This window comes from Kitasatospora sp. NPDC090308 (assembly GCF_044769485.1).
Lineage (GTDB): Bacteria > Actinomycetota > Actinomycetes > Streptomycetales > Streptomycetaceae > Kitasatospora > Kitasatospora fiedleri.
Map to the genome: position 1 here is coordinate 1 of NZ_JBIVXY010000006.1, position 13,275 is coordinate 13,275.

Below are 13,275 nucleotides of genomic sequence, written 5' to 3' on the forward strand. Positions count from 1 at the left end.
CAACTCACCACGGAGCCGCTCCACATCCCCCAGCTTCACACCCGAAGAATGCCCACCAACAGGCAAGATCACCCAACGTAACGAAGCACTACTAGATCAGGCCCCGGTCCTCCAGGTACGTGAGCTGCGCGCGCACCGACAGCTCCGCCGCGGGCCACAGCGCCGGGTCGACGTCGGCGTACACCCGGGCGACCACCTCGGCCGCCGTGCGGCACCCGTCCTCGACCGCGGTCTCCACCTGGGCGAGCCGGGACGCCCGGTGGGCCAGGTAGTAGTCGACGGCGCCCAGCGCGTCCGCGAGCACCGGGCCGTGGCCGGGCAGCACGGTGCGCACGCCGTGCTCGGCGGCCATCGTGTGCAGGCGGCGCAGCGAGTCGAGGTAGTCGCCCAGGCGCCCGTCGGGGTGGGCGACCATCGTGGTGCCGCGGCCCAGGACGGTGTCGCCGGTGAGGATCGCGCCGTCCGCGGGCAGGTGGAAGGTCAGCGAGTCGGAGGTGTGGCCGGGGGTGGCGACCACCCGCAGGTCGAGGCCGCCGACGTCGAGGCGCTGCCCGCCGTGCAGGCCCTCCTCGCCGAGCCGCAGCGCCGGGTCGAGGGCGCGGACGGCGGTGCCGGTGAGTTCGGCGAACCGCGCGGCGCCCTCGGCGTGGTCGGGGTGGCCGTGGGTGAGCAGGGTGAGCGCGATCCGCTTGCCCTGCCGCTCGGCGGTGTCGACGATCCGGCGCAGGTGGGCCTCGTCGAGCGGGCCGGGGTCGACCACGGCGGCCAGCTCGGAGCCGGGCTCGGAGAGCAGCCAGGTGTTGGTGCCGTCCAGCGTCATCGGGGACGGGTTGGGGGCGAGCACGCACTGGGCGCGCGGGGTGGCGACCCCGCCGACGGTGTCGGCGGGGTCGCCCGGCAGCAGGCCGCTCACGCGGCGTCCTCGGTGGCACGGCGGCCCGGGGCCGCCCGGTGGGGTGCGCTCATACGGCGTCCCTTTCGACGAGGCCGAGCCGGCGCGACGGGAGCGGGCGGTGCAGGGCCCGTCCGGGCAGGTCGCGGGTCAGCAGGCGGGCGGTCTCCGCAGGTGCACCGCCGTCGCGGGCGGCGGCCCGGGGGGTGACGGTGCGGACGGGGGTGGCCGAGGTCCGGCGAGCCACGTCGTTGTGGGCCATCGGAGTCTCCTTCCGAGGTCGGAGCAGTCGGTGCGGTTGCTGGTCGACGGTACGGGCCGACGCGCGGACGGTCCGGAAGCGGTCCTCCCGGCGGGGCCGGTGATCGCTCCGGGGGAAGGTTCTCACGCCGGGAACACGCCGTCGATAGTCAGCTCGTCATACCCGTCCCAGCGCACCGTCATGCGGTCCCCGACCACCTCCGCCCGGCCCAGCACCCGCTCCACCCGGCGCCCCGCCGCCACCGCCGTCGCCTCGGCCGCGGTGCGCAGCGGCAGCAGCTCGCGCAGCACCGTGACGGTCGGCGGCAGCATGCCGAACTCGCCCGCCTCGAACCCGGCCACCGCCTCGGCGGGGGTCAGCCAGGCGACCCGGTCGGCCTCGCCGACGGTGTCCGCGGCGGCCTGCCCGGACGGCAGCGCGGCGACGAAGAACCAGGCGTCGAAGCGGCGCTCCTCGAACTCCGGGGTCACCCAGCGCGCCCAGGGCGCCAGCAGGTCGCTGCGCAGCACCAGCCGGTGCGCGGTCAGGAACTCGGCCAGCGAGACCTCGTGCCGCTCCAGCGCGGCCCGCTCGGCCGCCCAGTCCCGGGGCTCGACCAGCGTCCGCCCGTCCGGCCCGGCCAGCAGCACCCCGGCCTCCTCGAAGGTCTCCCGGACGGCCGCGCACAGCACCGCGCAGGCGGTCGGCCCGTCCACCCCGAGCCGCTCGGCCCACCGCTCGACGGACGGCCCGGCCCACGGCGGGCGCACCTCCCGGTCGCGCGGGTCGACCCCGCCGCCCGGGTAGGCGTACATCCCGCCGGCGAAGGCCATGGTGGCTCGCCGCCGCAGCAGGTACGCCTCCGGCCCGGCCGGGCCCTCGCGCAGCAGCACCACGGTGGCGGCGGCCCGGGCCGGGACGGGGGTGAGCTCCCCGGCGGCCAGGGCGCGGATTCGGGCGGGCCAGGACGGCGGCATCTCCAGCATGTTCACGGATGTTAACCGCCGCCGCCCCGCCCCGGAACAACCCGCCGCCCGGCGCCCGGCGCCCGACACCCCGGCACCCCCCGGCCCGCCGCCCGGCACGCGAAGGGCCCGCCACCGCGGAAGCGGTGACGGGCCCCGGCCCGTGCCCGGATCAGTCCCGGACCCGGACCGTCAGCTCGACCTCGACCGGCGCGTCCAGCGGCAGCACCGCCACGCCGACGGCGCTGCGGGCGTGCACGCCGCGCTCGCCGAAGACCTTGCCCAGCAGCTCGCTGGTGCCGTTGACCACGCCGGGCTGCCCGGTGAAGTCGGGGGCGGAGGCCACGAAGCCGACCACCTTGACCACCTGCTCGACCCGGTCCAGGTCACCGACCACCGACTTGACCGCGGCCAGCGCGTTCAGCGCGCAGACCTGCGCCAGCTCCTTGGCGTCCTCCGCGGTGACCTCGGCGCCGACCTTGCCGGTCAGCGGGAGCTTCCCCGCGACGAACGGCAGCTGCCCGGAGGTCAGCACGTGCACGCCGTCGCGCACCGCCGGGACGTACGCGGCGACCGGGGCGGCGACCTCGGGCAGCGTCAGCCCGAGCTCGGCGAGCCTCTGCTCGACCTGGCCCATGACTACTCCTTCTCGCGCTTGAGGTACGCGACCAGCTGCTCCGGGTTCGGCCCGGGGACGACCTGGACGAGCTCCCAGCCGTCCTGGCCCCAGGTGTCGAGGATCTGCTTGGTGGCGTGCACGAGCAGCGGCACGGTGACGTATTCCCACTTGGTCATGGGGGTGACTCTAGCCGCCCGGACCGGTGTGAGGTGGGACACAAAGGGGGCATGATTCGCCGGGGTGCCCGGGATGCTCCCGGCATCCGGAGCGCTCGCTGGTTACCCTCGCGGTGAGGGGTGCCCCGGGGCCCCGACCGAGAGCGACGGACAGCGACGGACAGCGGCGGACGGAGAGCGGGCGTGGCGGGCACCAGCGGTACGGCGGGGCCGACCGAGCAGGCAGCGCCGCGCGAGCCGGACTGGGAGGGCGTCAGGCTGCACGTGGTCAGCGGCAAGGGCGGCACCGGCAAGACCACGCTGGCCGCCGCGCTGGCCCTCGCCCTGGCCGCCGACGGGCGCCGCACCCTGCTGATCGAGGTGGAGGGCCGGCAGGGCATCGCCGAGCTGTTCCAGATCGCCGCGCTACCGTACGAGGAGCGCCGGGTGGCCACCGTGACGCCCGCCCAGCTCGGCCTGCCCGGCAAGGGCCACGGCGAGGTGCACGCGCTGGCGATCGACACCGAGCAGGCGCTGCTGGAGTACCTGGACATGTTCTACAAGCTGGGCCGGGCCGGGAAGGCCCTGCAGAAGGTCGGCTTCGTGGACTTCGCCACCACCGTCGCCCCGGGCGTGCGCGACGTGCTGCTCACCGGCAAGGCGTGCGAGGCGGCCCGCCGCAAGGGCCCGGACGGCCGCCGCCGCTACGACGCGGTGGTGATGGACGCCCCGCCGACCGGTCGGCTGACCCGTTTCCTGAACGTCAACTCCGAGGTGGCGGGCCTGGCCCGGATAGGGCCGATCCACTCCCAGGCGCAGGCGGTGATGCGGGTGCTGCGCTCCCCCGAGACGGCGGTGCACTTCACCACCCTGCTGGAGGAGATGCCGGTGCAGGAGACCGTGGACGGGATCGCCGACCTGCGCGAGTCCGGCCTGCCGGTCGGCGGCGTGCTGGTCAACATGGTGCGCCCGCCGATACTGGACGCGGCGGCGGTGGCGGCGGCCGACGGCGACCACCGCGAGGAGGTGGCGCTGGCCCTCGGCGAGGTCGGCCTGGGCGGGCGCTCGCGCAAGCCGGAGACCGTCCGGGCGCACGTCGAGCCGCTGCTCGACCCGCTGCTGGAGCAGGCCAGGGAGCACGCCGAGCGGGTCGAACTGGAACGCGCCCAGCGCGCCGACCTCCAGCAACTGCGGCTCCCCACCTACGAGTTGCCGCTGATCGGCGAGGGCATGGACCTGGCCGGGCTGTACCGGCTGGCGGGCGAGCTGAAGCGGCAGGGAGCGGCGTGAGCGCGGCGGACGGCACGAGCACGAGCACGGCGAACGGTGCGAGCACGAGCACGAGCACGAGCACGGCGAACGGCGCGAGCACGAGCACGAGCACGGCGAACGGCGCGAGGCAGGGAGCGGCATGACCGGGCTGGACATCGACACCCTGATCGACGACCCGGAGACCCGGATCGTGGTCTGCTGCGGCTCCGGCGGCGTCGGCAAGACCACCACCGCCGCGGCGATCGGCCTGCGCGCCGCCGAGCGCGGGCGGCGCGTCGTGGTGCTGACCATCGACCCGGCCCGCCGGCTGGCCCAGTCGATGGGCCTGAGCGAGCTGGACAACACCCCGCGGGTGGTCAAGGGCACCCGCGGCGAGGGCGAGCTCCAGGCCATGATGCTGGACATGAAGCGGACCTTCGACGAGGTCGTGCTGGCCCACGCGGAGCCCGAACGCGCCAGGGCGATCATGGAGAACCCGTTCTACCAGTCGCTGTCGGCCGGTTTCGCGGGCACCCAGGAGTACATGGCGATGGAGAAGCTCGGCCAGCTCCGGGCCGAGGACCGCTGGGACCTGATCGTCGTCGACACCCCGCCGTCGCGCTCCGCGCTGGACTTCCTGGACGCCCCGAGCCGGCTCGGCTCCTTCCTGGACGGCCGGGTGATCCGGCTGCTGACCGCCCCCGCCAAGGTCGGCGGCCGCTCCGCGATGAAGTTCCTGAACGTCGGCGTGGGGCTGATCAGCGGCACCCTCGGCAAGATCTTCGGCGCCCAGCTGCTCACCGACATCCAGACCTTCGTCTCCGCGACGGACTCGATGTTCGGCGGCTTCCGGGAGCGCGCCGACCGCACCTACCAGCTGCTCAAAGCCGAGGGGACCGCGTTCCTGGTGGTCGCCGCCCCGGAACGGGACGCGCTGCGCGAGGCCGCCTACTTCGTCGACCGGCTGGCCGCCGACGAGATGCCGCTGGCCGGCCTGGTACTCAACCGGGTGCACTCCACCGGCGCCCCGCAGCTCACTGCCGAACGCGCGCTGGCCGCCGCCGAGGCGCTGGAGGAGAACGGCACGCCGCACGCCACCGTGGCGGCCGAGACGCTGGCCGCCGGGCTGCTGCGGCTGCACGCCGAACGGATGCAGGTCATGACGAGGGAGCGGCGCACCCGCAACCGCTTCGCCTCGGTCTACCCGGACGTGCCGATCGTCGAGGTGGCCGCCCTCCCCGGCGACGTCCACGACCTGGACGGCCTGCGGGCCGTCGGCGAGCTGCTCGGCACCCCCACCGAAGAACCCGCCGAAGCACCCGCCGAACCCGCCGGACCGCGCGAGCCCACCGGGTGAGCCCGGACCGCCGCCCGGACCGTCGAGCCCGCCGGGCGGGTCGACGACCCGCCCGCCACGGCCTCCTGACGGAGCGTCAGACCGCCTGGGCGTAGTCCCGCAGGACCACCCCGGTCGCCAACGACTCCTCGTACTCGGTGCGCGCGGTCTCCAGCAGCCGGCGCCAGGAGTCCACGGTCGGCCGCCGGCGCAGCAGCGCCCGCCGCTCGCGCTCCGTCATCCCGCCCCAGACGCCGAACTCGACCCGGTTGTCGAGCGCGTCCGCGAGACACTCGGTGCGCACGGGGCACCCGCTGCACACCGCCTTGGCGCGGTTCTGCGCCGCCCCCTGCACGAACAGTTCATCCGGATCGCTCGTGCGGCACGCCGCCTGCGCGCTCCAGTCGTCCACCCAGCCCATCCCGGCGCCGTCCTCTCCCGATTCGGGGCTCCCCCACGGCGGCAACGGCATATTCACCGTTGCCAGTTGAGGACGTTACGGAAGAACGGCACAGCGCAACAGCCCCTGTATGCCCAATCTCGAATGACCCAATCGGACTATGGGTGTCCAGCAGCTCACTCGTTGGAGTGATTGCAGGTCGGGGGGCTTGCCGGGGCCGGAAGGGGCGTTTTCGTCACGGTGCGCGACAGCGACCCGCCGCGCATCCGTCCGGATCACGGACAGAACCCCGCGAATCGGACAAAGCTCATCACTCACAAGAGTGATGACGATGGACAGAGCGAAGCTGTCGCAGTTCTGTGACAAGCGTAGGCGAACACCTGCCCCCCTGTACGGGATTCCGGCACGTAGGGTTCTCTCCATGGCACCCACGCGATCCACCGGCTCCCTGATGGACAAGGCAGGCAACGGCGTCAAGTTCCTCGGCGGCTCGATCCTGGCCGGCGTCCTGGTCGCCGGCATGGCGCTGCCCGCCGTCGGAGCGTTCGGCCTGACCGCCAAGGACACCGCCGACTCGTTCGACAACATCCCGGACGACTTCAAGCAGCCCACCCTCTCCCAGGCGTCGATGATCTACGACGCCAAGGGCGGCCTGATCGCCAAGGTGTACGACCGCGACCGCACCATCCTCACCGCCGACCAGATGGCCCCGGTGATGCGCCAGGCCCAGGTCGACATCGAGGACGCCCGGTTCTACGAGCACGGCGCCGTCGACCTCAAGGGCGTGCTCCGCGCGATCACCAAGAACGCCGAGTCCGGCACCACCGCGCAGGGCGCCTCCACGCTCACCCAGCAGTACGTGAAGAACGTCTTCGTCGAGCAGGCCGGCGACGACCAGGCCGCCTTCCTCGAAGCCACCAAGAAGAGCCTGGGCCGCAAGATCCAGGAGCTCAAGTACGCCATCAAGCTGGAAGAGGACCTGAGCAAGGACCAGATCCTCACCAACTACCTGAACATCACGTTCTACGGCCACCAGGCGTACGGCGTCGAGGCCGCCGCCAACCGGTACTTCAGCAAGAGCGCCAAGGACCTCACCGTCCCCGAGGCCGCGATGCTGGCCGGCCTGGTGCAGAACCCCACGGCGTACGACCCGATCGCCCACCCGCAGGCCGCGCAGACCCGCCGCAACACGGTGATCAACAAGCTGCTGGAGTACAAGCACATCACCCCGGAGCAGGCCAAGGCCGCCCTGGACGCGCCGCTCGGCATCAAGTACTCCGAGCCGCAGAACGGCTGCATCACCGCCGACCAGGGCATGGGCTTCTTCTGCGACTACGTGCGCCACGTGGTCAAGCAGGACCCGGCGTTCGGCGCCACCGCGGCGGACCGCCAGAAGCTGTGGTCGCAGGGCGGGTTGAAGATCAACACCACCATCGACCCGGACAAGCAGAAGGCGATGTACAACGCGGTCACCAAGAAGGTCTACGTGACCGACCCGGTGTCCTCGGCCGGCACCATGATCGAACCAGGCACCGGCAAGATCCTCGCCATGGCCCAGACCCGCCCGTACGGCCTGGACACCTCGAAGAACCAGACCGTGTTGAACCTCAACGTCGGCGCGTCCATGGGCGGCGGCAACGGCTTCTCCCCCGGCTCGACCTTCAAGCCGATCGTGGCCGCGGCCGCGCTGGAGTCCGGCGTCCCGATCAGCCAGGAGTACCCCTCGCCCTACAGCATGGAGTACCCCAAGATGACCACCTGCGAGGGCACCACCCACGACCCGCAGACGCTGACCAACGAGTCCACCAGCGAGCACGGCCCGTACAGCCTGCAGATCGCCATGCAGAAGTCGGTCAACACCTACTTCATCCAGCTCGAACAGCAGATCGGCCTGTGCCCGGTGAAGCAGATGACCGACAAGCTCGGCCTCGGCACCCTGGCCAACGGCAGCAAGATCCAGCAGGTCGCCTCGATGACGCTCGGCACCCAGGAGGTCAGCCCGCTGCAGATGGCCACCGCCTACGCCGCGTTCGCCGCCCGGGGGCTCTACTGCTCCCCGGTCGCGATCACCTCGGTGACCAACGGCGAGGGCAAGCAACTCGGCGTCCCCGGCGCCAACTGCACCCAGGCGATGTCCCAGACCACCGCGGACGGCATCAACACCCTGCTGCTCGGCGTGACCGAGAAGGGCACCGGCTCCGCCCTCGGCCTCGACGACGGCCGCCAGATCGCCGGCAAGACCGGCACCACCGACAACCGCTACGCGGCCTGGTTCACCGGCTACACCCCGAACCTGTCCACCTCGGTCTGGCTCGGCGGCGTCGGCGGCAACGTCTCGATGCGCAACATGCACATCGGCGGCCACCCCTTCAGCGCGGTCTACGGCTCCGACGGCCCCGGCCCGATCTGGCAGATGGCCATGAACGACGCCCTGGACGGCAGCCCGGTGTCCAGCTTCCAGAAGGTCGACATCCCGCAGCCCAGCCAGCCGTCGACCACCCCCAGCGACACCCCCTCCGCCCCCTCCGGCGACAACGCTACCCAGACCGGCAACACCACCCCCAACACCGGCAACACCAACACCAACCTCCCCGGCTGGCCCACCGGCGGCGCCACCAACGGCGGCATCAGCCTCCCGCCGGGCATCATCGGGGGGAACACCGGCAAGCCCGGCCGCCACTAGCCGCGGCGGCCCCCGGAACGCACTGCCGCCGGAACGCGCGAACCGCCCGCGAGGAATCTCCTCGCGGGCGGTTCGGCGTTCACGGCTCCCGTCAGCCCTTCAGCTCTTCGGGCTCCTCTTCAGGTCGCTCCCCCAGGCCACTCCCCCAGGCCACTCCCCGGCGCTCAACCGGCCAGGGCGGCCTTCACGGCGGCGGCCACCCGGCCGCCGTCCGCCTTGCCCTCCACCTGCGGGCGCACCAGCTTCATCACGGCGCCCATGCCCTGCGGGCCGCTCACCCCGGACTCCGCCACGGCGGCGGCCACCACGGCCGCCAGCTCCTCGTCCGTCAGCTGCTTCGGCAGGAACTCGGCCAGCACCTCGCCCTCGGCCCGCTCCCGCGCCGCCTGCTCGACCCGGCCGGCACCCTCGAAGGCGGTCGCCGCCTCCCGGCGCTTCTTCGCCTCCCGGCCGATCACCTGCTGCACCTCGTCGTCGGACAGCGTGCGCTTCTCCTCGCCCGCCACCTCCGCGCCGGTGATCGCGGACAGCGTCAGCCGGAGGGTGGACGAGCGCAGCTCGTCCCGTGCCTTGATCGCAGCCGTGAGGTCCTCCTGCAGCTGCTCCTTGAGCGTCGTCATGCCGTCGATTCTGGCACCTGCCCCGCCCCGCCGCCGCTCCTTTACCGTCCGCCCCGGCCCTGACGACCCGTCGGACCGCCCCACCCCCGGGTGCCCGTCGGCCCGTTCGGCCCGTCTGCGACCATGGACCGATGCGACCGCTGTACTCCGTCCCGCTCGGTGTCGCCGCCACCGGCGCCGCCTGTCTCGTCTACGCCGCCGGGTACGAGGTCCGCTCGTTCCGCCTGCGCCGCGTCGAGGTCCCGATCCTGCCCGCCGGCGCCCGGCCGGTCCGGATCCTCCAGGTCTCCGACATCCACATGGTCAACGGCCAGGCCAAGAAGCAGCGCTGGCTGAAGAGCCTGGCCGGCCTCCACCCCGACCTGGTCGTCAACACCGGGGACAACCTCTCCGACCCGCTCGCGGTCCCCGCCGCCCTGGACGCCCTCGGCCCGCTGATGGACTTCCCCGGCGTCTACGTCTTCGGCTCCAACGACTACTACGGCCCCACCCCCAAGAGCCCCACCCGCTACCTCAAGGCCCTCCGCAGCGGCGTCCACGGCCTCAACAACCCCGACGGCAGCGGCCGCCGCGGCATCAGCGGCGCCGTCCACAACCCCTGGCAGAAGCTCCGCGACGGCTTCGACCAGGCCGGCTGGCTCAACCTCAACAACGCCCGCGGCCGCCTCACCGTCGCCGGCCTCGACATCGAGTTCACCGGCCTCGACGACCCGCACATCCGCCACGACCGCTACGCCGCCGTCGCCGGCGGCCCCTCCCCCGACGCCGACCTCTCCCTCGCCGTCGTCCACGCCCCCTACCTCCGCTCCCTCGACGCCTTCACCGCCGACGGCTACCCCCTGATCCTGGCCGGCCACACCCACGGCGGCCAGCTCTGCATCCCCTTCTACGGCGCCCTGGTCACCAACTGCGACCTCGACACCGACCGCGTGAAGGGCCTCTCCACCCACACCACCCCCCACCACCGCTCCTACCTCCACGTCTCCGCCGGCTGCGGCACCAACCGCTACACCCCCCTCCGCTTCGCCTGCCCCCCCGAAGCCACCCTCCTCACCCTCACCCCCGCCCCCCGCTGACCAGCCCCGAAACCGGATTTCGTCTCTGGCCCCACCTCCTGTAGAGTTCTACTCGTTGCGCCGGACACGGAAGGCAACACCGCAGGACCGGGGTATAGCGCAGCTTGGTAGCGCGCTTCGTTCGGGACGAAGAGGCCGTGGGTTCAAATCCCGCTACCCCGACTTCGTAGGAGTAGGCAAGGGCCCTGCCGGAGAGATCCGGCAGGGCCCTTCCTCGTTGTGCGGGTCTATCTGAGTGACTACCTCTCCGGCGCGTGTCCGAAGACGTCGTCCATGACGGTCGCACCGGTCTGGATCACCGGGCGGATCTGCTTCCGGTAGACCTCCTCCGTGACGCTGGTGCTGGAGTGGCCGACCAGCCGGGAGATCTCCTCCAGCGGGACGCCCCGGTCGGACAGGATCGACACGGAGCTGTGCCGCAGCTCCCGGGGCGTCCAGTCCGCGGCGTTGATCCCCTCCGCCTTGGCGATGGCCGTCCGGAAGGCGCGGCGGACGTGCGACGGGTCCAGCGCGGTGCCCACGGCGGAGTGGAAGACGAGGCCGTTCTCCTGACAGTCGTCGCCTGCGGCGAGCCGGTCCCAGCCCTGATTCACCCAGTGGTCCAGCAGGGCTTCGACGCACCGGGCAGGCAGCGCGAGAGTGCGCCGGGACTTCCGGGTCTTGGTGTCGCCCCCGGCCCGGACCGAGCGCCAGACCGCGATGTGCGGCGGGACGCCGGCCGGGGTGCCCTTGAGGAAGGCGTGGTCCCAGGTGAGCGCCCGCAGCTCCTCGGTCCGGGCGCCGGTCAGCAGCGAGACCACGATGTAGGCGTACATGCCGGTCTTCTCGGCCGCCTTGAGGACCGCCTCCGCCTGAGCCAGCGTCAGCGCCTTGGAGGGCCGTCCAGGGCGGCCGGTGGGCACCGTGCAGAGCTCCACCACGTTGCGCTTCACCTTGTCCCGGGCCATCGCCCGCTTCACCGCCCGGTTGAGGCAGGAGTGGAGCGCCTGGAGGGTACGGGTGCTCAGCTCCTTGGCCTTGGCCGCCAACCAGCGGTCGATGTCCTCCGCGCCCAGGTCGCGGAGCTTGCGGGCGCCCAGCGCCGGGATCACGTGAGTGCGGCAGAGGGTGGTGCAGGTTTCGACGGTCCCGGCATCTCGGCCAGCCAGCCCGTAGGTCAGCCAGTCGTTCACCGCGTTGCCCACGGTGTAGTTGGTCGGCGCGATGGCGAGGCCGTCCTCGTGGTCGCGGAGGATCTCCTTGAGCTTGGCCTTCGCCTCGGTCTTGGTCCGGCCGCTCCCCCGCTTGACGATGCGCTTCCCGGCCGGGTCGAACCCGAGGCTCGCGCTGGCGATCCAGCGCTGGCGCTTCTCGTCCCAGTGGAGGCCGCCGTCCCCGCGGCTGCGGCGGGTGGTCACTGCTGCCCCCTGGCTTCGCGTTCCAGGAGCGCTACGTAGTCGTTGATGGCGGAGGCCGGGACCAGGCGCGAGCGCCCTTCCTTGACCGTGCGGAGGCGGCCGGCGCGGATCAGGTCGTAGACCACGGTGCGGCTCAGTCTCAGCAGCTGCACTACGTCGTCCACCCGGTAGAGCACCTGCAGCTCGGTAGCGGTGGTCATCGGTCCTCCCCTTCGGCCGCGAGCTGGGCCAGCAGTTCCTGTCGGTCGTTGGTGCGGCGGTCGTGCAGCTCGCGTGCGACGGCGGCGGCGAGCATGGACTCGCCGGGGCTGTTGCCTGCCCCGGCGAAGGACCAGTGGGCGACGACGAGGGTTTCGGCGTCGGCCAGGTCGTCGAGGTCGGGAAGGCCGGCGGCGAGAAGGCGTGCGCGGAGGTCGTCGCGGGCCTGCTCGGCGCGGAAGTCGGCGCGGACCTGGCGGAGCGCGCCGAGGGTGGTGGAGTAGCCGGGCGACTTGGACGAGAAGTGGCCGCGGAAGCCGAGCGTGTGCGACCAGTGCGCGAGGAGCCGTTGCGGGTAGAGCGGATCGAGGTCCCAGCAGGCTTCGATCAGGCGGCGGGTGTGGTCCGGGAGGTCGTGGCGGTCGAGTTCGTGGCGCTCCAGGACGCGGCGGTCGACGGTCCCGGTGGTCTCGGCGCTCTTGGTGGCGTACTTGGCGACGTACGAGGCGACGGCCTGTTCGCTGATCTCGCCGGAGCCGAACGCGCCGATCGGCCGGACGTCGAGCTGCTTGCCCCAGCGCAGCACCCGGGCGGGAAGGTCACCGGCGGCGGCCAGAGGGACGCCGACGCGGCGGGCGGCGGCCCGGATGGCGTCGTCCAGCAGCGGGACGGTGGCCCAGGAGGGCGGGGCGGTGTCGGCGCCCTCGGGCCCGTCGAGGCGGATCACTGCGTGGAAGTGGACCGCGCCCCGGCGCTGGTACTCGGCGACCTTGCCGAACGAGACCTTGGCCGTCTCGCGGAACTCACCGAGCGTCAGGCCGGCGCGGCGGACGACTTCGCGGCGCAGGTAGATGGTGAAGCGCCGCCACAGGTCGGGGGCGTGGTTGTTCCAGAGCACGGCGTGCGCGTAGTCGTAGGCGTCCGGGTCGAGCGGGCTGCCGAGGACGGGTGAGCCCGCCGGGTGGGCAGTGCCGCAGCGGCAGTGGCCGTGGTCGGGGCGGTTGTGGACGGGGCCGAACGAGGGGGCGGTGAGGGTGGCGAAGACGCGGGGGTGCGAGCGCACCGTCTCCGGGACGCCCTTGGTGTCGTCTCCGGCGAGTCCGGCGCGGATCAGGTGGTAGGTGTCGGCCGAGTAGGTGCGGGCGCACGCGGGGCAGCAGGAGGCCCGGCGGTTGCCGCAGGCGACCTTGAGGCGGTGGCCGGGCTCGTGGTCGGTGGAGTAGCGGTGCCACACGGCCTTCGTCGGGGCGTGCAGGAGGGTGCGGAAGCCCTTGAGGTGGATCGGGTGGGCGCACCCGCCGGTCCGACGGATCTGGTCTTCGAGCTGGGGCAGGTCGCCGCGAGCGGCGAGCCGGGCGAGGTCGAGGAGAGCGAGGTCGGGTCGCTCGGTGAGCTGGTTCTTCACGGGCACCTCCCTTGGCGGGGAAGGCCCGGGGCCGGCG

14 protein-coding genes and 1 tRNA gene are annotated in these 13,275 nt (G+C 72.7%); 5 read left to right on the top strand and 10 right to left on the bottom strand.

The window, feature by feature from the left end; all coding sequences use genetic code 11:
• Positions 1–91: 91 nt before the first annotated feature.
• The 5 genes from ACIQVD_RS15840 to ACIQVD_RS15860 all read right to left on the bottom strand — a co-directional run bounded on the left by ACIQVD_RS15840 (position 92) and on the right by ACIQVD_RS15860 (position 2,893).
• On the bottom strand, positions 92–913 hold the full coding sequence (locus tag ACIQVD_RS15840; RefSeq protein WP_400683683.1) for an MBL fold metallo-hydrolase: 822 nt from the start codon (positions 911–913) through the stop codon (positions 92–94).
• Positions 914–962: 49 nt separating this feature from the next.
• Positions 963–1,154: a hypothetical protein gene (locus ACIQVD_RS15845; protein WP_400683681.1), complete on the bottom strand. Its 192-nt coding sequence runs from the start codon at positions 1,152–1,154 to the stop codon at positions 963–965.
• 122 nt (positions 1,155–1,276) lie between these two features.
• Positions 1,277–2,119, bottom strand: coding sequence for an NUDIX hydrolase (locus ACIQVD_RS15850; RefSeq protein WP_400683679.1), 843 nt, complete (start codon positions 2,117–2,119; stop codon positions 1,277–1,279).
• 151 nt (positions 2,120–2,270) lie between these two features.
• Positions 2,271–2,735: a RidA family protein gene (locus ACIQVD_RS15855; RefSeq protein WP_100837500.1), complete on the bottom strand. Its 465-nt coding sequence runs from the start codon at positions 2,733–2,735 to the stop codon at positions 2,271–2,273.
• A 2-nt stretch (positions 2,736–2,737) separates the two neighbouring features.
• Positions 2,738–2,893 carry a DUF4177 domain-containing protein gene (locus ACIQVD_RS15860; protein WP_014136749.1) on the bottom strand — a complete coding sequence of 52 codons (156 nt, stop codon included), beginning with the start codon at positions 2,891–2,893 and terminating at the stop codon, positions 2,738–2,740.
• Positions 2,894–3,151: 258 nt separating this feature from the next.
• On the opposite strand from ACIQVD_RS15860, the gene ACIQVD_RS15865 reads away from it, so the two are divergent.
• Entirely contained in the window at positions 3,152–4,162 is a 1,011-nt protein-coding gene (locus ACIQVD_RS15865) for an ArsA-related P-loop ATPase (RefSeq protein WP_282206540.1), read from the top strand.
• A gap of 121 nt (positions 4,163–4,283) precedes the next feature.
• The gene (locus ACIQVD_RS15870; protein ID WP_400683675.1) at positions 4,284–5,480 is read left to right on the top strand and encodes an ArsA family ATPase; all 1,197 of its coding nucleotides are present in this window, start codon (positions 4,284–4,286) and stop codon (positions 5,478–5,480) included.
• Positions 5,481–5,556: 76 nt separating this feature from the next.
• On the opposite strand, the gene ACIQVD_RS15875 is transcribed toward ACIQVD_RS15870, so the two are convergent.
• Positions 5,557–5,880, bottom strand: a complete 324-nt coding sequence (locus tag ACIQVD_RS15875) for a WhiB family transcriptional regulator (protein WP_030919726.1) — start codon at positions 5,878–5,880, stop codon at positions 5,557–5,559.
• A gap of 400 nt (positions 5,881–6,280) precedes the next feature.
• Between ACIQVD_RS15875 and ACIQVD_RS15880 the strand changes: the two genes are divergently transcribed.
• Positions 6,281–8,542, top strand: a complete 2,262-nt coding sequence (locus ACIQVD_RS15880) for a transglycosylase domain-containing protein (protein WP_400683672.1) — start codon at positions 6,281–6,283, stop codon at positions 8,540–8,542.
• A gap of 164 nt (positions 8,543–8,706) precedes the next feature.
• Here ACIQVD_RS15880 and ACIQVD_RS15885 read toward each other — a convergent pair whose 3' ends face one another.
• On the bottom strand, positions 8,707–9,162 hold the full coding sequence (locus ACIQVD_RS15885; RefSeq protein WP_402289541.1) for a GatB/YqeY domain-containing protein: 456 nt from the start codon (positions 9,160–9,162) through the stop codon (positions 8,707–8,709).
• Positions 9,163–9,293: 131 nt separating this feature from the next.
• Between ACIQVD_RS15885 and ACIQVD_RS15890 the strand changes: the two genes are divergently transcribed.
• On the top strand, positions 9,294–10,238 hold the full coding sequence (locus ACIQVD_RS15890; RefSeq protein ID WP_400683668.1) for a metallophosphoesterase: 945 nt from the start codon (positions 9,294–9,296) through the stop codon (positions 10,236–10,238).
• A gap of 88 nt (positions 10,239–10,326) precedes the next feature.
• A tRNA-Pro gene (locus ACIQVD_RS15895) sits at positions 10,327–10,400 on the top strand.
• A gap of 77 nt (positions 10,401–10,477) precedes the next feature.
• Here ACIQVD_RS15895 and ACIQVD_RS15900 read toward each other — a convergent pair.
• Genes ACIQVD_RS15900 through repSA form a run of 3 tightly spaced genes read right to left on the bottom strand, consistent with a single transcriptional unit; the run spans position 10,478 to position 13,238 of the window.
• A complete protein-coding gene (locus ACIQVD_RS15900) occupies positions 10,478–11,635 on the bottom strand; it encodes a tyrosine-type recombinase/integrase (RefSeq protein ID WP_402289544.1) in 1,158 nt (385 codons plus the stop codon).
• Complete coding sequence (locus ACIQVD_RS15905; RefSeq protein ID WP_402289546.1) at positions 11,632–11,835, bottom strand: helix-turn-helix domain-containing protein; 204 nt, start codon at positions 11,833–11,835, stop codon at positions 11,632–11,634. The genes ACIQVD_RS15900 and ACIQVD_RS15905 overlap by 4 nt, the downstream gene beginning before the upstream one ends.
• Entirely contained in the window at positions 11,832–13,238 is a 1,407-nt protein-coding gene (repSA, locus tag ACIQVD_RS15910; protein WP_402289548.1) for a replication initiator protein RepSA, read from the bottom strand. The genes ACIQVD_RS15905 and repSA overlap by 4 nt, the downstream gene beginning before the upstream one ends.
• Positions 13,239–13,275: the final 37 nt, after the last annotated feature.

Bases quoted from the DNA above. Each gene is read 5' to 3' on its own strand.
- ACIQVD_RS15845 (WP_400683681.1), bottom strand. From the start codon at position 1,154: ATGGCCCACAACGACGTGGCTCGCCGGACCTCGGCCACCCCCGTCCGC.
- ACIQVD_RS15850 (WP_400683679.1), bottom strand. From the start codon at position 2,119: ATGCTGGAGATGCCGCCGTCCTGGCCCGCCCGAATCCGCGCCCTGGCC.
- ACIQVD_RS15855 (WP_100837500.1), bottom strand. From the start codon at position 2,735: ATGGGCCAGGTCGAGCAGAGGCTCGCCGAGCTCGGGCTGACGCTGCCC.
- ACIQVD_RS15860 (WP_014136749.1), bottom strand. From the start codon at position 2,893: ATGACCAAGTGGGAATACGTCACCGTGCCGCTGCTCGTGCACGCCACC.
- ACIQVD_RS15870 (WP_400683675.1), top strand. From the start codon at position 4,284: ATGACCGGGCTGGACATCGACACCCTGATCGACGACCCGGAGACCCGG.
- ACIQVD_RS15875 (WP_030919726.1), bottom strand. From the start codon at position 5,880: ATGGGCTGGGTGGACGACTGGAGCGCGCAGGCGGCGTGCCGCACGAGC.
- ACIQVD_RS15880 (WP_400683672.1), top strand. From the start codon at position 6,281: ATGGCACCCACGCGATCCACCGGCTCCCTGATGGACAAGGCAGGCAAC.
- ACIQVD_RS15885 (WP_402289541.1), bottom strand. From the start codon at position 9,162: ATGACGACGCTCAAGGAGCAGCTGCAGGAGGACCTCACGGCTGCGATC.
- ACIQVD_RS15890 (WP_400683668.1), top strand. From the start codon at position 9,294: ATGCGACCGCTGTACTCCGTCCCGCTCGGTGTCGCCGCCACCGGCGCC.
- ACIQVD_RS15905 (WP_402289546.1), bottom strand. From the start codon at position 11,835: ATGACCACCGCTACCGAGCTGCAGGTGCTCTACCGGGTGGACGACGTA.